The 20,141-nt window shown below is 37.0% G+C and carries 17 protein-coding genes; all 17 read left to right on the forward strand.

What is annotated here, in order from left to right; all coding sequences use genetic code 11:
- Positions 1-29: 29 nt before the first annotated feature.
- The 17 genes from ymfI to mutS all read left to right on the forward strand — a co-directional run bounded on the left by ymfI (position 30) and on the right by mutS (position 20,134).
- Positions 30-752 (forward strand): elongation factor P 5-aminopentanone reductase, encoded by a 723-nt coding sequence (gene ymfI / locus U9M49_RS02935; protein ID WP_095373472.1) that lies wholly within the window; start codon positions 30-32, stop codon positions 750-752.
- A gap of 112 nt (positions 753-864) precedes the next feature.
- Positions 865-1,110: a DUF3243 domain-containing protein gene (locus tag U9M49_RS02940; protein ID WP_095369466.1), complete on the forward strand. Its 246-nt coding sequence runs from the start codon at positions 865-867 to the stop codon at positions 1,108-1,110.
- Between the two features lie 203 nt (positions 1,111-1,313).
- A complete protein-coding gene (locus U9M49_RS02945) occupies positions 1,314-2,111 on the forward strand; it encodes a DUF3388 domain-containing protein (protein ID WP_095369465.1) in 798 nt (265 codons plus the stop codon).
- A gap of 12 nt (positions 2,112-2,123) precedes the next feature.
- Complete coding sequence (locus tag U9M49_RS02950; RefSeq protein WP_095369464.1) at positions 2,124-3,014, forward strand: helix-turn-helix domain-containing protein; 891 nt, start codon at positions 2,124-2,126, stop codon at positions 3,012-3,014.
- A 159-nt stretch (positions 3,015-3,173) separates the two neighbouring features.
- Positions 3,174-3,752: a CDP-diacylglycerol--glycerol-3-phosphate 3-phosphatidyltransferase gene (gene pgsA, locus U9M49_RS02955; RefSeq protein ID WP_095369463.1), complete on the forward strand. Its 579-nt coding sequence runs from the start codon at positions 3,174-3,176 to the stop codon at positions 3,750-3,752.
- Between the two features lie 16 nt (positions 3,753-3,768).
- Entirely contained in the window at positions 3,769-5,001 is a 1,233-nt protein-coding gene (locus U9M49_RS02960) for a competence/damage-inducible protein A (RefSeq protein WP_307314351.1), read from the forward strand.
- Between the two features lie 370 nt (positions 5,002-5,371).
- Positions 5,372-6,412 carry a recombinase RecA gene (gene recA / locus U9M49_RS02965; RefSeq protein ID WP_095369461.1) on the forward strand — a complete coding sequence of 347 codons (1,041 nt, stop codon included), beginning with the start codon at positions 5,372-5,374 and terminating at the stop codon, positions 6,410-6,412.
- Positions 6,413-6,876: 464 nt separating this feature from the next.
- A complete protein-coding gene (gene rny / locus U9M49_RS02970; protein ID WP_095369460.1) occupies positions 6,877-8,436 on the forward strand; it encodes a ribonuclease Y in 1,560 nt (519 codons plus the stop codon).
- A gap of 123 nt (positions 8,437-8,559) precedes the next feature.
- Complete coding sequence (locus U9M49_RS02975) at positions 8,560-9,357, forward strand: TIGR00282 family metallophosphoesterase (RefSeq protein ID WP_095369459.1); 798 nt, start codon at positions 8,560-8,562, stop codon at positions 9,355-9,357.
- Between the two features lie 150 nt (positions 9,358-9,507).
- On the forward strand, positions 9,508-9,768 hold the full coding sequence (spoVS, locus tag U9M49_RS02980) for a stage V sporulation protein SpoVS (RefSeq protein ID WP_095369458.1): 261 nt from the start codon (positions 9,508-9,510) through the stop codon (positions 9,766-9,768).
- A gap of 132 nt (positions 9,769-9,900) precedes the next feature.
- Positions 9,901-10,827, forward strand: a complete 927-nt coding sequence (locus tag U9M49_RS02985; RefSeq protein WP_095369457.1) for a dipeptidase — start codon at positions 9,901-9,903, stop codon at positions 10,825-10,827.
- Positions 10,828-11,019: 192 nt separating this feature from the next.
- Complete coding sequence (locus tag U9M49_RS02990) at positions 11,020-12,753, forward strand: 2-oxoacid:acceptor oxidoreductase subunit alpha (RefSeq protein ID WP_322909245.1); 1,734 nt, start codon at positions 11,020-11,022, stop codon at positions 12,751-12,753.
- Positions 12,754-13,620 (forward strand): 2-oxoacid:ferredoxin oxidoreductase subunit beta, encoded by an 867-nt coding sequence (locus tag U9M49_RS02995; protein ID WP_322909246.1) that lies wholly within the window; start codon positions 12,754-12,756, stop codon positions 13,618-13,620. It begins immediately after the preceding gene.
- Between the two features lie 217 nt (positions 13,621-13,837).
- A complete protein-coding gene (gene miaB, locus U9M49_RS03000) occupies positions 13,838-15,382 on the forward strand; it encodes a tRNA (N6-isopentenyl adenosine(37)-C2)-methylthiotransferase MiaB (protein ID WP_322909248.1) in 1,545 nt (514 codons plus the stop codon).
- A 1-nt stretch (position 15,383) separates the two neighbouring features.
- Entirely contained in the window at positions 15,384-15,809 is a 426-nt protein-coding gene (locus U9M49_RS03005) for a RicAFT regulatory complex protein RicA family protein (protein WP_095369453.1), read from the forward strand.
- Between the two features lie 1,020 nt (positions 15,810-16,829).
- The gene (locus U9M49_RS03010; protein WP_095369452.1) at positions 16,830-17,372 is read left to right on the forward strand and encodes an outer spore coat protein CotE; all 543 of its coding nucleotides are present in this window, start codon (positions 16,830-16,832) and stop codon (positions 17,370-17,372) included.
- 161 nt (positions 17,373-17,533) lie between these two features.
- Positions 17,534-20,134, forward strand: a complete 2,601-nt coding sequence (gene mutS / locus U9M49_RS03015; protein WP_322909249.1) for a DNA mismatch repair protein MutS — start codon at positions 17,534-17,536, stop codon at positions 20,132-20,134.
- Positions 20,135-20,141: the final 7 nt, after the last annotated feature.

Below are 20,141 nucleotides of genomic sequence, written 5' to 3' on the forward strand. Positions count from 1 at the left end.
TTTATGTATTTGTTTTTTGGAGGAAAAAAATGAAGAAATTTGTATTAATAACGGGAGCTAGTGGAGATATTGGCGAAGCAATTGCGCAGTTATTAGCGAAAGAAGGTTATTCCCTTTATTTGCATTACAACAAAAATCAGTCTCGTATTGATCAGTTAATGGCTGCTTTGAATACTTATGGCGGTGAATATATTGCTATTTCTGCTGATTTAACCTCAACTGAAGGATATCAAAAAATTGTTAAAAACATTTTTTCACTTGATGCGATCATTCATTGCAGCGGTCATGCTTATTATGGTCTATTAACTGATATGACAGATGCTGATGTCCAACATTTAATGAACGTACACGTCTTAAACCCGATTTTATTAACGAGAGCATTAATGCCAAAACTTGTAACAAAACAAAGAGGAAATATACAGTTTATTTCTTCGATATGGGGACAAACAGGCTCTGCCTGTGAAACTGTCTATTCAGCTGTTAAAGGGGCACAGATTAGCTTTGTGAAGGCATTGAGTAAAGAAGTAGCCTATAGTGGCATACGGGTAAATGCAATTGCTCCAGGTGCCATTGAGTCAAAGATGATGTCCTCTTTTAACGAAATGGAAATGGAAGATATTAAGAATGATATTCCTATCGGTCGGTTCGGTTATCCAAGTGAAGTAGCTCATGCTTGTGCATTTTTACTATCTGACGCCTCTTCTTATATAACTGGTCAAACCATAAGTGTCAATGGTGGCTGGTATACATAAAGAATGAATAATTTATTTCTCCTCGTTGCATGATAATATTGTACGTTCTAATATTTTGCATTTGCACCATCTACCTGTTGAGGCAAATGTCTATAACGAGGAGGAAATACAAATGTCTGTACTAGATAATTGGCAACAATGGAAAGATTTTTTAGGTGAGCGTTTAGAACAAGGTCAAGATCAAGGGATGAATCAATCTACGGTAAGTGAAATTGCTTATCAAATTGGAGATTATCTTGCTGGTTCAGTAGAGCCGAAAAACGACCAAGAGAAAATTCTTGCTGATCTTTGGTCTGTCGCAAGTGAGGAAGAACAACATGCGATTGCTAATTTAGTTGTGAAATTAGTACAAAAATAATTAGCGGGTATGGGAAAAGCAATGAAGGTGTATATGCCTTTAATTGCTTTTTTCTTATTTTACATATATTTTTACGAACGAAAAGGATTTTCCTTTCATATTAGTGGAAAATCATATATTATAGAACCTAGATTTAATTAAAAATAAATTAATATTGTGTAATAAGAATATCTGGAACTGTAGGCGAATAAGGAGTGTTTTAGGTGGAGAAAAAAGAATGGTATTTCGAATATGAAATCCAAAAAAACAGACCTGGATTACTCGGAGATATTTCATCATTGTTAGGGATGCTTTCCATCAACATTATTACGATTAATGGAGTTGATCAAGGTAGGCGTGGAATGTTGATCCTTGCTAAAGATGATGACCAAATCGTTCGATTGGAATCAATATTAAAGACGATGGATACGATTAAGCTCATTAAACTAAGAGAGCCAAAGCTTCGCGATCGGCTGGCTGTGAGACATGGGAGATACATACAGAGAGACGCAGATGATAAGAAGACTTTTCGATTTGTCAGAGATGAGCTCGGTCTTTTAGTAGATTTTATGGCAGAATTATTTAAGAAGGAAGGCCATAAATTAATTGGTATTCGTGGCATGCCTAGGGTTGGAAAAACAGAATCTATTGTGGCATCAAGTGTTTGTGCGAATAAACGATGGCTGTTTGTTTCGTCAACGTTGCTTAAACAAACGATTCGCAATCAATTAATTGAAGATGAGTATAGCGATGATAATTTATTTATCATTGATGGGATCGTTTCGACAAAAAGAGCAAATGAACGTCATTGGCAGCTTGTGAGAGAGATAATGAGACTCCCAGCTATTAAAGTAATTGAACATCCTGATGTTTTTGTGCAAAATTCAGAATATACTTTGGATGATTTTGATTATATTATCGAGCTTCGTCACGACCATGATGAAGATATCGTCTATGATGTAGTCGAACGTAACAATCATAATATGTTCTCCGATACAGGCTTCGGAGGTTTTGATTTTTAGTAATGTTGGAAGGTGTTAGTTTTGACAGAATTAGGTAGTCGTTTGAAAGAAGCACGTTTACAAAAAGGGATGTCTCTTGATGAGTTACAGACAGTTACAAAAATACAGAAAAGATATTTAATCGGCATAGAAGAAGGTAATTACCGTATAATGCCGGGTAAATTTTATGTGCGTGCTTTCATTAAGCAATATGCAGAGGCAGTGGGCTTAAATCATGAAGAGCTGTTAGATGAGTATAAAAGTGAAATTCCAGCAACATCCAATGAAGATATTCCAGAGAAACTTTCACGTGTGCAAACAAGTAAGAATATCTCTCCTTCAACTTCGAAGTTTTTAGATCTTTTACCAAAAGTTTTAATTATTGTCTTTATCATTGGTGTTATTGCTGTCATTTATTATTTTGTTGAAAATAACGTGTCTAATAGTGATAAGCAATCAAATGAAGACAATAATAATCCAGGTGCAATTGTTGAAAATAATATGCCTAAAGATGAGAAACAAAATGAAGATGCTGCTCCTGAGGAAGAAAAAGACGATGCAGCAGATGAAAATGCAGAAGAAGAGGAGAAACCAGTTCAAGAGTTAAGTGTACAAGAATCCTCGGGTAAAAACACTGTATATGAATTGAAAAATACGGATACGTTTACACTATCTTTATTAGCAGAAGGTAAAAGCTGGGTAAGAGTGGCTAGTGCTGATAATGAAACCTTCTATGAAGAAACAATGGAAGAAGGCGTTGAAAAAGAGTTAGATTTAACAGACCAAAAAGAAGTACAAGTAATCATTGGAAATACAACTGCTACTGAAATTAAAATCAATGATGAGAGACTCGAATATGAAGTCTCACCATCAGAGTATGTAAACCAAAACATTACAATCCGTTTTACATCGCTTGGCGAATAGTCATCAACCATTGATGACTATTTTCGTGTTTAGCCCCCTGAGGTGGGAAATATAAATAAATCCTAACATTGTATCGCAAATTTAGGCTTTATGACTTTTTTTTGATAAAATATGATCATCCCACCAAGGGAAGAATTACATAATTACCGGAGGGAACTTATGAATTTACCAAATAAGATAACGATTTCAAGGATTTTGTTAATACCGATTTTCATTATTATTATGTACAACCCTTTCTCATGGGGAGACATGAATTTTATCGGTGTGACGCTCCCAATTGCTCATTTTGTTGGCGCGCTTATTTTTATATTCGCTTCCGTTACAGATTGGATTGATGGATATGTAGCGAGAAAATATCAATTAGTAACCAATTTAGGGAAATTTTTAGACCCTTTAGCAGATAAGTTATTAGTTTCCAGTGCATTAATCATCCTTGTAGAATTAGGGATGGCTCCCGCTTGGATTGTGATTATTATTATTAGTAGGGAGTTTGCAATAACTGGTCTTCGCCTGATTTTAGCAGGTGGTGGTGAGGTAGTTGCAGCGAATATGTTAGGTAAGATTAAAACTTGGACGCAAATTATAGCTGTATCTGCGTTATTGCTGCATAATACAATCTTCGCATTGATTCCATTTGACTTTGCGACATTTGCTCTATGGGTGAGCATGGTGTTTACTGTTTGGTCTGGCGTTGATTATTTTATTAAAAACAAACATGCCTTTACCAATTCAAAATAATAGGAGAGTGGTCATCATGAATGCTGAAATTATTGCCGTTGGCTCTGAGTTGTTATTAGGACAAATTAACAATACGAACGCCAAATTTTTATCACAGCAGTTAGCTGACCTTGGTGTGAATGTTTTTTATCATACGGTCGTCGGAGACAATGCGGGGCGGTTAGAGTCTGCTATAAAAATTGCTGAAAATAGAGCTGAACTCATTATCTTCACTGGTGGGCTTGGTCCGACAAAAGACGATTTAACAAAAGAAACCATTGCTAAGCATTTGCAAACAAATCTCGTAATGGATGATACAGCACTGGCGTCTATTGAAGAATATTTTAAACGGACGAATCGACCAATGACTGAAAATAATCGTAAGCAAGCCTTAGTTCTTTCTGGTGCGAAAGTACTTCCTAATGATTACGGTATGGCACCTGGTATGTTTTATCAGACGGAAAATAAGCAATATATGCTTTTACCTGGGCCACCAAAAGAAATGGAACCGATGTTTTTGAAATACGGATTTTCTGCAATAAAATCACAATCAGTAGAAGAAGCAGTTATCTCGTCGCGTGTCCTTAGATTCTTTGGCATTGGTGAAGCAATGCTAGAGGCGGAAATAGAAGATATACTTGATAACCAAACAAACCCGACGATTGCGCCGTTAGCGGGAGATCATGAAGTTACATTGAGGTTGACAGCCAAACATCATAATCTTGATACTGCTTTAACACTTTTGGAAGAAAAAGAGAAAGAAATTATGGCAGTAGTAGGAGACTATTTTTACGGTTATGATGATACGTCGCTCTTTAAAGAGCTCTCAAAAAGAATGCAGGAAAAGAAATTAACCCTGTCTGCTGCGGAAAGTTTAACTGGGGGCATGTTTCAAGAAACATTTACATCGATTCCTGGAGCTGGTGGGCTAATAAATGGTGGCGTCGTTTGTTATACAAATGAAGTAAAAGCTAAAGTACTCAATGTAAAGCTAGAGACAATTAAAAATGAAGGTGTTGTCAGTGCTACATGTGCAAAGGAACTTGCGGAAAATGTCGCCAAGTTAATGGAAAGTGACATTGGTGTAAGCTTTACGGGTGTTGCCGGACCTGATGAATTAGAAGGCAATCCAGTCGGTACCGTTTATATAGGGATTTATCACGATGGTGAAGCAAGAGCTGAGAAGCTCAACCTTGGTGGTTCCCGCACATCAATCAGAAAGAGGTCATCTCTTTATGGCGCCTATTTTCTATTGAAATCCTTGGCGTAGTGAGGCGTTTTAGATACTGAAGGAAGTAAGTAGTTGAAGAAATCCGGACAATGATTAACGTTGTTCGGATTTCTCACTTCTAAAGAAGCAATAGATGCTTGTTATGATCGGCTAGGGTGCAAATATAGCTAAAGGAATAGTCGGAGATTAAAAGAAATTTGAAGTTTATACTGAGAAAGAGGTTTGATTAATGGATTTCTATCTGGCAAAACGATCATTTTTCCAAAAAAACCAACCGATAAAAAAAACGAATGGATGTTCGATTTTTTCCTCGACAAAGTCATAAAAAAAAGCTATAGTATAAATATGAAATCGAAAGACCTAATGATAAATTTATCATAGATAATCGAAATTTAAAGGAGGAAATAGCATGAGCGATCGTCAAGCAGCCTTAGATATGGCGTTGAAACAAATAGAAAAGCAGTTTGGTAAAGGCTCGATTATGAAGTTAGGAGAACAAGCAGAGCGTAAAATATCCACTATTCCAAGTGGTTCATTAGCTTTAGATACCGCTTTAGGAGTAGGTGGATATCCGAGAGGACGTATCATCGAAATTTACGGGCCTGAAAGTTCGGGTAAAACAACTGTTGCTCTGCACGCCATTGCTGAAGTACAAGCAGCAGGTGGACAAGCAGCATTTATCGATGCAGAGCATGCACTTGACCCTGTATATGCTCAAAACCTTGGGGTAAATATTGATGAGCTTCTTTTATCACAACCAGATACAGGGGAACAAGCCCTTGAAATAGCTGAAGCTTTAGTTAGAAGTGGTGCCGTTGATATTTTAGTTATTGACTCTGTAGCTGCTTTAGTACCAAAGGCAGAAATTGAAGGGGAAATGGGAGATTCTCACGTTGGTCTTCAAGCAAGATTAATGTCGCAGGCACTAAGGAAACTATCTGGTGCGATTAATAAATCCAAAACGATTGCGATCTTCATTAACCAAATTCGTGAAAAAGTAGGCGTTATGTTCGGTAACCCTGAAACAACACCAGGTGGTCGTGCATTAAAATTCTACTCAACGGTACGTTTAGAAGTGCGTAGAGCAGAAGCTTTGAAGCAAGGCAATGAGATTGTCGGTAATAAAACAAAAATTAAAATTGTAAAAAATAAAGTAGCTCCGCCTTTTAGAGTAGCGGAAGTTGATATCATGTATGGTGAAGGTGTATCAAAAGAAGGGGAAATTATTGATCTCGGATCAGAGATTGATATTGTACAAAAAAGTGGTTCTTGGTACTCCTATAATGATGAACGTTTAGGTCAAGGAAGAGAAAATGCAAAGCAATTCCTTAAAGAGAATACGGAAATTCGTTTGCAAATTCAAGAGAAAATCCGGGAGTACTATGGTTTAGACGTAGATAAATCTTCTAACAGCGATGATGAACAAGAGGAATTCGAACTAATCGATTAATTGAGAGAAAGCAGAGTACAGACTACTGTAACTCTTGTTACTTCGAAAAGAGATATTCACAACTTATAAATATAGTTGAATATCTCTTTTTGTATAGAAAAATCATGCGGTGAAAATCGTCATCTTCTTGAGCTCGTGATTATACATAATAACAGGCATTGTGGACTTATACTCTACCTTCAAGTACTTGACAATGAAATTCTGCGGCTTTACAATTAAAACTGTATAATTTACATTTTTTATATGTTAATTTGCATATTTGTTAAGGGAAGGTAGAAATAACCTTTTCAGAAGATATCTCTGTTGCAAACAATGGAGAATGCTTCCAAATAACTGTATTATTTGCAAACAATAAGAAGAATGAAAGCGTTGAAAAGCTTAAGTGCAGTATATTGTTAAAACGGTATACATGCCAACACTTTAAAAACGTAACAAAAAAGTTTATAGCAAGAGGAGGTGAAATGATGGAACTAGGTTATATCATCTCCATTTTGCTTGGCCTAATCGTTGCTGCTTTTGTTGGCTATTTCTTTCGAAAATCCGTTACGGAAGCAAAAATCGCTGGTGCCCGAGGAGCTGCTGATCAAATCTTAGAAGATGCAAAACGTGAAGCAGAAGCTCTAAAGAAAGAGGCATTACTTGAAGCGAAGGATGAGAATCATAAGCTTCGCACAGAGGCGGAACGTGAAATTCGTGAACGTAGGAATGAACTGCAAAAACAAGAAAATCGTTTATTGCAAAAAGAAGAGAATCTAGACCGAAAAGATGAAACGCTAGATAAGCGTGAAGCGGTTTTGGAAAAAAGAGACGACTCTCTTGGCAAAAGACAACAGCATATTGAAGAGATGGAAAGCAAAGTGGACAAAATGGTACAGTCTCAGCAAACTGAACTGGAAAGAATCTCCGGGTTAACTCGTGAGGAAGCTAAATCCATCATTTTAGATCGTACTGAACAAGAGGTTGCACATGATATTGCCATCATGGTAAAAGAGAGTGAATCAAGGGCGAAGGAAGAAGCGGATAAGCGTGCGAAAGAAATCTTATCATTAGCGATTCAAAGATGTGCTGCGGACCATGTAGCTGAAACAACGGTGTCAGTTGTTAACTTGCCAAACGACGAAATGAAAGGTCGTATTATCGGTCGTGAAGGGCGTAATATCCGTACACTTGAAACGTTGACAGGTATTGATTTGATTATCGATGATACACCAGAAGCCGTTATTCTTTCAGGATTTGATCCTATCCGACGAGAAACTGCTCGTCTTGCACTTGATAAACTTGTACAGGATGGAAGAATTCATCCAGCTCGAATCGAGGAAATGGTGGACAAGGCCAGACGAGAAGTGGATGAGCATATTCGAGAAATTGGAGAGCAAACGACATTCGAAGTTGGTGTCCATGGTTTACATCCTGACTTGATCAAAATATTAGGTCGCCTAAAATTCCGTACAAGCTACGGTCAAAATGTATTGAAACACTCGATGGAAGTAGCACAGTTGTCCGGTATGCTTGCTGCGGAATTAGGTCAAGATGAGACATTAGCTCGCCGAGCAGGATTATTACATGACGTTGGGAAAGCGATTGACCATGAAGTAGAAGGAAGCCATGTGGAAATTGGGGTTGAACTAGCGACGAAATATAAAGAACACCCAGTTGTCATTAATAGTATCGCTTCCCATCATGGTGACACGGAACCAACATCCATTATCGCTGTTTTAGTAGCTGCAGCTGATGCACTTTCTGCTGCAAGACCGGGGGCAAGAAGAGAAACGCTTGAGAATTATATTCGACGTTTAGAAAAGCTCGAAGAAATCTCAGAGTCATATGATGGTGTTGAAAAATCATTTGCTATTCAAGCGGGTCGTGAAATTCGCATTATGGTTAAACCGGAGCAAATTGATGATTTGGAAGCACACCGTCTTGCAAGAGATATAAGGAAGAAAATCGAAGAAGAACTCGATTATCCAGGTCATATAAAAGTAACGGTTATTAGGGAAACAAGAGCCGTAGAATATGCGAAATAAGAGCGATGCCTTTTAGGCATCGCTTCCTTTTTTGAAGGATAAAAAATCTTAAAGAGCTAACAATCTAGCATAGAGCTTGATTGGCGTATGTATGAATACAAGTATTTTTAGAAGGGGAATTTTATGAGAATTTTATTTGTAGGGGACGTTGTTGGATCATTAGGCCGTGAAATGGTAGAAGAGTATTTACCGAAGTTAAAGGAAAAGTATCGACCGCAAATAACCATTATTAATGGGGAGAACGCTGCTGGTGGTAGAGGAATTACCGAAAAAATATACAGGGAATTTTTATCGGCTGGAGCACAAGCGGTGACATTAGGTAATCACACATGGGATAATAAGGAAATATTTGATTTCATTGAGGAAGCAAAGTATTTAGTTAGGCCAGCTAATTTCCCTGATAATAATCCAGGGAAGGGTTTAGTTTATTTAAAATATAATAGTGAAGAAATAGCTGTTATCAATCTACAAGGTCGAACATTTATGCAACCAAGTGATTGCCCTTTTGAGAAGGCAGAGCAACTTATTGAAGAGGCAAAGCAAAGAACTCCGGTTATTTTCGTCGATTTTCATGGTGAAACAACAAGTGAGAAACAAGCAATGGGCTGGTATTTAGATGGTAAAGTGTCAGCAGTAATTGGGACTCATACACATGTGCAAACAGCAGATCAACGCATTCTGCCAAATGGGACAGCATTCATGAGTGATGTAGGTATGACTGGACCATACGATGGTATTCTTGGTATGGAAAGAGAAGCTGTATTAAAGCGGTTTATTACGAATATGCCGGTTCGTTTTGAAGTACCGAAAAGTGGAAGAGGAATATTGAGTGCCGTAACCATTGACATTGATATGAAAACAGGAAAAGCGAAGAAGATAGAAAGCGTTTTAATTAATGATGATCACCCATTTTATAGCTAAAAAAACCTCCTCATTTTTTAATTTTTCTGGTCAAGCTGGAATATGTCTTTTTCATTATGAATATAGTAGCAGTGGAAACATTTATTGAAACCTGATGAACTCTTTAAAAAAAGAGCATTCAGGAGGGGGAAAAATGAGGAGGAGCTAGGAATGGAAATATTAAAAGTTTCAGCAAAATCTAATCCTAATTCTGTAGCTGGTGCGCTTGCTGGTGTTCTACGTGAAAGAGGAGCAGCAGAAATCCAGGCAATTGGTGCGGGTGCATTGAATCAAGCGGTTAAAGCAGTAGCAATCGCAAGAGGATTTGTAGCGCCTAGCGGTGTAGACTTAGTATGTATTCCTGCGTTTACAGATATTTTGATAGATGGGGAAGAGAGAACAGCTATAAAGCTGATCGTAGAACCTAGATAATGGCTGTCATGTCCCATCAGAAAAAGTAAAAGCTCATTTGATTATCAAATGGGTTTTTTCTCTTTGTAGAACGAAAAACAATAGAGAATGAATGAAATATTTTGTATATTTAAATAATAAGGGAGTGAGAAAGTGAAGATAGTTGATGGTCATTGTGATGTATTAGTAAAAATGTTTTTGGACCCTTCCATTGAGTTTCAGTATTCGCAGCAGCTTCAGGCTAATCTCAATCGATTATTAGCCGGTGATGTGAAAGTCCAATTGTTTGCTATTTATGTACCAGAGAAAATTCATCCAGAATTAAAGTTTAACGCAGCACTACAAATGGTTGATATTTTTTATGAGAAAATAGTTAAACCTCATCCTCAAGTGAAGGTAATTCAGTCGAGTGATGATCTTCAAGGATTACAGGAAAATGAAATAGGGGCGGTTTTAACTCTAGAAGGCTGTGATGCGATTTACAATGATGAAGTGAAATTAAAATCGCTGTTAAGGTTAGGTGTACAATCGGTCGGCTTAACTTGGAATTACGGAAATTTTGTTGCCGATGGTGTATTAGAGGAGAATGCAGGAGGACTATCACGATTTGGCAAAAAGGTTATAGAAATATTAAATGAACGCAATATATTATGTGACGTCTCTCATATAGCAGAAAAAGGCTTCTGGGATGTAATGGATATAGCTAAGAGACCGTTTGCTTCACACTCTAATTGTCTTCATTATTGTTCACATCCAAGGAATTTAACCGATGACCAAATTCGAGCTCTTATTAAGAAAGATGGTTTGATTGGATTGACTTTTGTTAGAGAATTCTTAAATGAGCCACATAGAGCTTCAATCAATGATGTATTAAAACATATTGATCATATCTGCTCCCTTGGTGGAGAAGACCATATTGGCCTTGGTTCAGACTTTGATGGCACTGAACCACCACTAAGAGGGCTTGAGCATGCTGGAGAATATCAATATTTGATTGACACATTATTACAGCACTTTCCACACGATGTCGTAGAAAAGATTACCTATTATAATTTTAAAAATATGTTATTTAGTAGATAAATAGATGAATTTTTCAAAACTATCTAAAAAAATAAACAAATCTATCAATTATTTAATCTTAAAGGCTTGCAATTTTACATTGTTAGGTCTAGAATTGAAAGCGTTTAGTACGTTAAATGGTGAAATGGATGTATAAAAAGAGATTATACAAGTTATTTACATATTTCTCATGTAATAAAAGGGGTGTAGGACATGGTGAAACAACTTTCGTGGAAGGTTGGCGGACAACAAGGCGAAGGAATTGAAAGTACTGGTGAAATATTTTCTATTGCATTGAATCGCCTTGGCTATTATTTATACGGATACCGTCATTTTTCTTCTCGTATCAAAGGGGGGCATACGAATAATAAAATTCGTGTGAGTACCTCTCAAACTCGGTCTGTTGCGGATGATTTAGACGTTCTTGTGGCGTTTGACCAAGAAACGATAGATGTCAATTATAAAGAGTTACATGATGGTGGGATTATCTTAGCAGATGCAAAATTTAATCCAGTGAAACCAGAAGATACAAACGCGCTACTTCTATCCATTCCATTTACACAAATGGCGACTGATCTGGGTACATCACTGATGAAAAATATGGTCGCTGTAGGCTCAACTTGTGCCGTTTTAAATTTGGATGTGGAAGTTTTCAAAGAAGTGGTAGAAGAGATTTTTGCTCGCAAAGGACAAGCCGTTGTAGATAAAAATATGGAAGCGATAAAAGCTGGCTATGATACAACAGTTGAACAATTAGGTAAAACAGATGGCTTGATGCAGTTGGATGAAGCGGATGGTAAGAAAAGAATGTTCATGATCGGAAATGATGCCATTGCTCTGGGTGCATTAGCTGCAGGAAGTCGATTTATGGCTGCTTATCCAATTACACCAGCCTCGGAAATTATGGAGTATCTAATAAAAAAATTACCTGAACTTGGTGGTACTGTTATTCAGACAGAGGATGAAATTGCTGCTGCAACTATGGCGATTGGTGCTAACTATGCAGGAGTACGTGCTTTCACAGCCTCAGCCGGCCCAGGATTATCTTTGAAAATGGAATCGATTGGCCTAGCGGGTATTACAGAGACACCATTAGTTATCGTTGATACTCAACGTGGTGGCCCGTCAACAGGTCTACCAACGAAACAAGAACAGTCAGATTTAATGGCTATGATTTATGGAACACATGGAGAAATTCCAAAAATTGTTCTTGCACCAAGTACAGTACAGGAAGCGTTTTATGATACTGCTGAAGCATTTAATCTAGCTGAAGAATATCAATGTCCTGTAATTGTTTTATCAGATCTACAATTATCATTAGGTAAACAAACAGTGGAACCGTTGAATTTTAATGAAGTAGAAATTCGCCGTGGGAAGCTGCAAGGCGATCTACCTGAAATAGATAGCAAAGAATATTTTAAACGTTATGAAGTGACGGAGGATGGCGTATCGCCAAGGGTAATCCCAGGGATGAAATATGGAATCCACCATGTTACAGGTGTAGAGCATGATCAATCTGGAAAACCATCGGAATCAGCAGCAAATCGTATTCAACAAATGGATAAACGGTTCCGTAAAATTGAAAATGTGAAATTTAATACACCAGTATATAAAAATGCCCCTCATGAAGAAGCAGACTTGTTATTAGTTGGTTTCATTTCAACAAGAGGTGCAATTGAAGAAGCGATTACTAGATTAGAAGCAGACGGTTTGAAGGTTAATCACGCACATATTCGTTTGATTCATCCATTCCCAACTGATGAGTTAATGCCGTTAGTTGCATCTGCTAAAAAGGTTGTGGTGGTTGAAAACAATGCCACTGGACAGTTAGCAAATATTATCAAAATGAATGTTGGACATGCGAATAAAATCATTAAATATAATAAGTACGACGGGAATCCTTTCTTGCCGCACGAAATCCATACAAAGTGCAAGGAGTTGTTCTAAATGGCTACGTTTAAAGACTTTCGAAATAATGTAAAACCGAATTGGTGCCCAGGCTGTGGTGACTTCTCTGTTCAAGCTGCTATTCAACGCGCATCAGCTAATGTTGGTTTAGAACCTGAAGAGTTAGCTGTAGTATCTGGAATTGGTTGTTCTGGACGAATTTCTGGCTATATTAATTCATATGGATTTCACGGAATCCATGGACGTTCATTACCGATTGCTCAAGGTGTTAAGATGGCGAATAAGGACTTAACGGTTATTGCTTCTGGTGGTGATGGGGATGGCTTTGCTATCGGTATGGGGCACACGATTCATGCTATTCGCCGCAATATTAATGTTACGTATATCGTAATGGATAACCAAATTTATGGCTTAACTAAGGGCCAAACATCTCCGCGTTCATCTACCGGTTTTAAAACAAAATCAACACCTGAAGGTTCCATTGAACAAGCGATTTCACCAATGGAAATGGCTTTAACGGCAGGAGCTACGTTTGTTGCACAAAGTTTTTCAACCGACTTGAAAGATTTAACTGCTCTCATTGAACAAGGAATTCAACATGATGGATTTTCACTTATTAATGTGTTTAGTCCATGTGTCACTTATAACAAAATCAATACGTATGATTGGTTTAAAGCGAACTTAACTAAATTAAAAGATATTGAAGGATACGATTCTTCCAATAGAGAACAAGCAATGCAAACCTTAATGAAACACGAAGGATTAGTAACTGGACTTATTTATCAAGACACAGAACGTAGGTCTTATCAGGAAATGCTACATGGTTATTCAGAGACACCGTTAGCAAAGGCTGATTTAAACTTAGATCAAGCGTACTTTGATAAGTTAGTAGAAGAATTTATGTAAATTAAATAAAAGACTTAAGAGAATCCATTGTTGATTTTCTTAGGTCTTTTTTATTCTTTATAGAATGTACGCCTATTTTTAATACTTTCCTACGAAAAAGAATAGATCAGGTGCATTGCTATTGTGTTCAATAGAAATACGCTTTATACTATAGTAATGTGTATAGAAATAATGGATAGAAATCGCCTACAGTATCATAGAAAGGGGCATGTCGTAAATGAATGAAAAACAAAGATTAGAAAGTCAACAAGTAAAGGTCGCAAATCCTGCGGACAAAAAATCCGAAAAGGATTACAGTAAGTATTTTGAACATGTGTATACAGCTCCATCTTTAAAGGATGCGAAGAAACGTGGAAAAGAAGATGTCAAATACCATAAGGATTTTGAAATACCGAGTGAATTTGCCGGCTTAGGGGAAGGTCGTAAGTTCTATATCCGTACATATGGATGTCAAATGAATGAGCATGACACGGAAGTAATGGCAGGGATTTTTATGAATTTAGGCTATGAACCAACTGAATCCGTAGATGATGCCAATGTGATTCTTCTAAATACTTGTGCAATCCGTGAAAATGCGGAAAATAAGGTGTTTGGTGAACTCGGACATTTGAAACATTTAAAACAGCAAAATCCTGATTTACTTATCGGTGTTTGTGGGTGTATGTCTCAAGAAGAATCTGTCGTTAATAAAATTCTTAAAACATATAACCAAGTAGATATGGTGTTCGGAACACATAATATTCACCGCTTGCCAAATATTTTACAAGAAGCTTATATGTCTAAGGAAATGGTACTTGAAGTTTGGTCTAAAGAAGGCGATGTGATTGAAAATTTACCTAAAGTGAGAAGAGGTAATATCAAGGCTTGGGTAAATATTATGTATGGCTGTGATAAATTCTGTACGTATTGCATTGTTCCTTACACAAGAGGAAAAGAGAGAAGTCGCAGACCGGAAGATATCATTCAAGAAGTTCGTCAACTAGCGGCAAAAGGCTATCAAGAAATTACTTTATTAGGACAAAATGTGAATGCTTACGGTAAAGACTTTAAAGACATAAAGTATGGTCTTGGGGATTTAATGGATGAAATTCAGAAAATTGATATTCCTAGGGTCCGTTTTACAACTAGTCATCCACGTGACTTTGATGACCATCTCATTGAAGTGCTTGCAAAAGGCGGCAACCTTGTAGAACATATTCATTTACCTGTACAATCAGGTTCGAATGATGTATTGAAAATTATGGCTAGAAAGTATACCAGAGAACAGTTTCTAGAGTTAGTACGCAAAATAAAAGAAAACATACCAGGAGCAACTTTTACTACGGATATAATTGTTGGTTATCCGAATGAAACTGAAGAACAGTTCGAGGAAACGATGTCGCTCTATCGTGAAGTAGGTTTTGAAGCGGCGTATACTTTTATCTATTCTCCTCGTGAAGGTACACCTGCTGCGAAAATGAAGGATAATGTACCAATGGAAGTGAAGAAGGAACGCTTACAAAGATTAAACGCGCTAGTAAATGAAATATCTGCTGAATCTATGAAGAAATACCAAGATGAAATAGTTGAAGTGTTAGTAGAAGGGGAAAGCAAAAACAACCCTGATACATTAGCAGGCTATACAAGAAAGAACAAGTTGGTAAACTTTAAAGGACCGAAGACAGCAATAGGAAAAATCGTCAAGGTGAAAGTGACGGATGCTAAAACTTGGTCACTTAATGGTGAGATGATTGAAGAAAAAGAAAATCTTGAGGTGAGCTAAGATGGCGAAGTATTCTAAAGATGATATTGTAAAGCGTGCAAGAGAACTAGCTGTAATGATTGCTGAAACGGAAGAAGTAGATTTCTTTAAACGTGCGGAAGCACAAATTAATGAGAATGAAAAAGTTTCAAAGATTATTACGCAAATTAAAGGTCTACAAAAACAAGCGGTTAATTTACAACATTATGGGAAAGAGGAAGCTTTAAGAAAAACAGAAGCGAAAATTGATTCTCTTGAAGAAGAGCTAGATGCAATTCCTGTTGTTCAAGAGTTTAAACAATCTCAAGTGGATGTGAATGATTTATTACAAATTGTCTCTTCAGCCATTTCTAACAGAGTGACAGATGAGATTATTTCGTCAACTGGTGGCGATTTACTATCTGGTCAAACCGGTTCACAATTGAAAAATTCAGGCTGTCAACATTAAGAATGAAATTGAAGGGTGATCACAAGTCGATGTGATCACCCTTTTGATTTTTCACTATTGATATCAGCAGCTTTTAGAAACTTGTTTTATAAGTTTATTGTTCTTTAAGAAAGGAAGTGTTTATCATGGATTACTTTAGACTTATGAATATATTCTTAGATTTCGAACTTCTTATTGTTGAATAGAATGATTATCAATATAGGTTAAATATGTGGATTTATCACCCTTTCCTTTATTGTGTAAGATGAAAATAGGGTCTTTTTTTGCTTGTTAAAAAATACATCACATTCAATGCAACCGTATTTATAACCAATTGCCTGCAATCCATAATCGCCCTTTTTAAAAGCAATAATACATCTGCATCGTTGTCGCTTTGGGCAATGATTGAATCGGTTGCAGCTGCACAACCTTTGTTGATGAAAAACTGTAAAGTTATAAAGATATTGTAAAAAAATAGTCTAAAGACCAGCAATAGTACCCAGCGCTGCTGATCTGTGCTTATTTAAACGGCTAATCTCACTTATGCATGTATCTTATTTGTTTCTATTGAGGCGTAAATTTATATCTCTAATTTTGCGCCGTTTTGTGAGAAATGAAAAAGTGTACTATAAGAAAACAATATAATTGGGAACAAACTATACAGTAAGGTGAAATTTGAGAATTCAAATTTTCTACAAGTGAGATGCGTTTTCAAGATATTATTTAACTGACCAATTAATCCTTCGTAAGACAACTATCACAATAACGCCACTTCTATCCTCGTATGATTAATTTAACAGCTACGTGACAATCAATACCGGTATTTGAACCAAAATTGAGAGAGAATGTTTCAAGAGGTTGCTGAAAAATCTTTCCTAGATTGGGCCCTTGCCCACCTCAGTCCGTAACAATCGCCCGTATGCGGCATATGATAAAGCATGCTAATGGATTTGGCTAATTGCCCACAAGAAAATATGTCGCACACTAGTCTAATATCCCGCATAGGATGAATTGAAAATGAATGAGGAGGGTTCGCTCGCAATGGGAGACTATAGAGAGATAATAACGAAGGCAGTCGTTGCGAAAGGACGTAAGTTTATCCAGTCCAATCACACGGTTTGTCCTCAACACCACCCATCTAGTATTCTTGGTGCTTGGATCATTAACCATAAGTACAAAGCGAAAAAGGTGGGAAATACTGTAGAGGTTAGCGGAAGCTTTGATATCAATATCTGGTATTCTTATAAAGATAACACGCAAACTGAAGTAGTAACAGAATGCGTGGAATACAAAGATGTAATCAAAGTGAAGTATCGTGATGAAGAAATCCTTGACGATATTGAAGTTGTTGCACGGGTCGTTCAACAACCAAACTGTATTGAAGCAACAATCTCTAAAAATGGCAATAAAATTATTGTACATGTGGAGAGAGAGTTTATTGTTGAAGTCATTGGAGAAACAAAGATTTGTGTAGCAGTTGCTGATGCTGGTGACTGCGAAGATGAAGATTGGGGATTAGAAGCAGAAGATGAGGAATTTGAAGACTTAAACCCAGACTTCATCATTGGAACTGAAGAGGAATAAAAACTAACTAGGAGGTTTTACTTCCTAGTTTTTTTCTTTTTTCAAAGTGTTGAAGAGTTAAGGCGGGTAAGAGTATGAAGCATTTCTAATCGTTTGTTGACTTTCAAGTATGATATAATGAGATAAGAAAATAATAGATTATGAATTATGTGGAGGAAATTATGGCAGCAACATATACGCCGATGATACAACAATATTTAAGGGTAAAGGCAGATTATCAAGATGCCTTTTTATTTTTTCGTTTAGGCGATTTTTATGAGATGTTTTTTGACGATGCGATTTCAGCATCAAGAGAGTTAGAAATTACATTAACAAGTAGAGACGGAGGAGCTGAAGACCGCATACCGATGTGCGGGGTACCTTATCATTCAGCCCCGAATTATATCGAACGCTTAATTGAAAAAGGCTACAAAGTAGCCATATGTGAACAAACCGAAGATCCGAAACAGGCTAAAGGTGTAGTCAAAAGGGAAGTTGTTCAATTAATTACACCTGGGACTCGGATGGAAGGTAAGGGGTTAAATGAAAAGGAAAATAACTATATCGCTACAGTAAGCGCATTTGAAGATGATACTTATGGTTTTGCATATAGTGATTTATCAACAGGAGAAACAAAAGCGACCATTATAACTGATGGTTTTACTTCCATTTTGAATGAGCTTTCAGTTTCTAATGCGAAAGAAATTGTCGTCTCTTCGCAGTTCTCAGATAAATGGCTCAAAAAGATGAAAGAGAGAATGGTACTGACCATTTCTATTGAAGACGATATCCAAACTCGGGAAGTGTTTCAGGAAAGTATAGCAAAGTTAGCAAATGATCGACTGCGTGAAACAGTAATGAGATTATATAATTATTTATACAAAACACAAAAACGTAGCCTTGACCATTTGCAACTTGCTGAAGTGTATGAAGTGAACCAATTTATGAAAATTGATTACTTCTCGAAGAAAAACCTAGAACTAACTGAAACGATGCGTTCAAATGGAAAGAAAGGTTCACTTCTTTGGCTGCTGGATGAAACGAAAACAGCGATGGGTTCGAGAATGTTAAAACAATGGATAGATCGTCCGCTAATTAATAAGGATGCCATTATAGAACGACAATCAATGGTGGAAACTTTCATGAATCATTATTTCGAACGAGAAGAGCTAAGAGATACTTTAAAAGAGGTATATGACTTAGAGCGACTTGCAGGTAGAGTCGCATTCGGTAATGTCAATGCTCGTGACTTATTTCAATTGCAAAAATCATTACAGCAAGTACCCAAAATAGGTCATGTAGTGAATCAGTTAACGAATGACGTTGCTAAACAGTTGGCAAATGAACTTGATCCTTGTGAGGATGTAACCGACTTGTTAGAAAGAGCCATTACCGATAATCCCCCGTTAACCATCAAGGAAGGGAATATTATTGCTGACGGTTTTAATGAAGCACTCGATCAATATCGTGACGCAACGAAAAACGGTAAAAATTGGATCGCTCAGCTTGAGAAGAGAGAGAGAGAGAAGACAGGGATTAAGTCATTAAAAATCGGATACAATCGTGTCTTCGGATATTATATTGAAGTGACAAAGTCTAATCTTCATCTGTTAGAAGAAGGTTTATATGAACGAAAGCAAACCTTAACAAATGCTGAACGGTTTATTACTCCAGAGCTAAAAGAAAAAGAGGCATTAATTCTACAAGCGGAAGAAAAATCGGTTGAACTAGAATACACATTATTCTTAGAGGTAAGAGAACAGGTAAAAGAGCATATTCCACGCATCCAGAATCTTGCCAAGCTTATAAGTGAATTGGATGTATTGCAATGTTTCTCTGTGGTTAGCGAACAGCGGCAATACCATAAACCGACCTTTTCTAGTGAACGGAAAATCGTCATTGAGGACGGGAGACATCCGGTTGTTGAAAAAGTGATGAATGCGCAAGAATATGTAGCAAATGACTGTTATATGGATGATGAAAGAGAGTTGTTACTTATTACTGGACCTAATATGTCAGGTAAAAGTACATATATGCGACAAATTGCTTTAACCTCAATTTTGGCACAAGTTGGTTGTTTTGTTCCTGCCAAACAAGCGGTGTTACCTATTTTTGACCAAGTGTTTACTAGAATAGGTGCGGCAGATGATTTAATCTCTGGACAAAGCACATTTATGGTCGAGATGTTAGAAGCAAGGAATGCCATTGTTCATGCCACAGAAAATAGTCTTATCCTATTTGACGAAATTGGTAGGGGAACGTCGACCTATGATGGAATGGCCCTTGCTCAGGCGATTATTGAATATATTCACCACCATATTGGGGCGAAAACATTGTTCTCAACGCATTATCATGAGCTTACTGTTTTGGCAGAGGAGTTACCCCATTTAGAAAATGTGCATGTAAGTGCAGTTGAACAAAACGGGAAGGTCGTATTTCTCCATAAGATTAAAGAAGGCTCAGCAGATAAAAGTTATGGTATACATGTTGCCCAACTTGCAGAGCTACCGGAGACATTGATTCAAAGAGCAAACGAAATCCTTACGCGACTAGAAGCAAAGGATTCAACAAAAATAAATGCAACAGCAACAAAAATAGACGTACAAGAAGAAGCGGTTGGCCAATTGTCATTCTTTGAAGAAGAAACGCAAGCGAAAAGAGGAACAAATATTGCAACAAAGGAAAGAAAGTTGCTTGATCAGCTAAAGAAACTAGACATTCTAGAAATGACACCGATGACGGCATTAAATACCTTATATGAAATACAAAAAAAATTAAAATAAAGATTGA

Source organism: Cytobacillus sp. OWB-43 (genome assembly GCF_034651445.1).
Taxonomy (GTDB): Bacteria; Bacillota; Bacilli; order Bacillales; family Cytobacillaceae; genus Cytobacillus; species Cytobacillus kochii.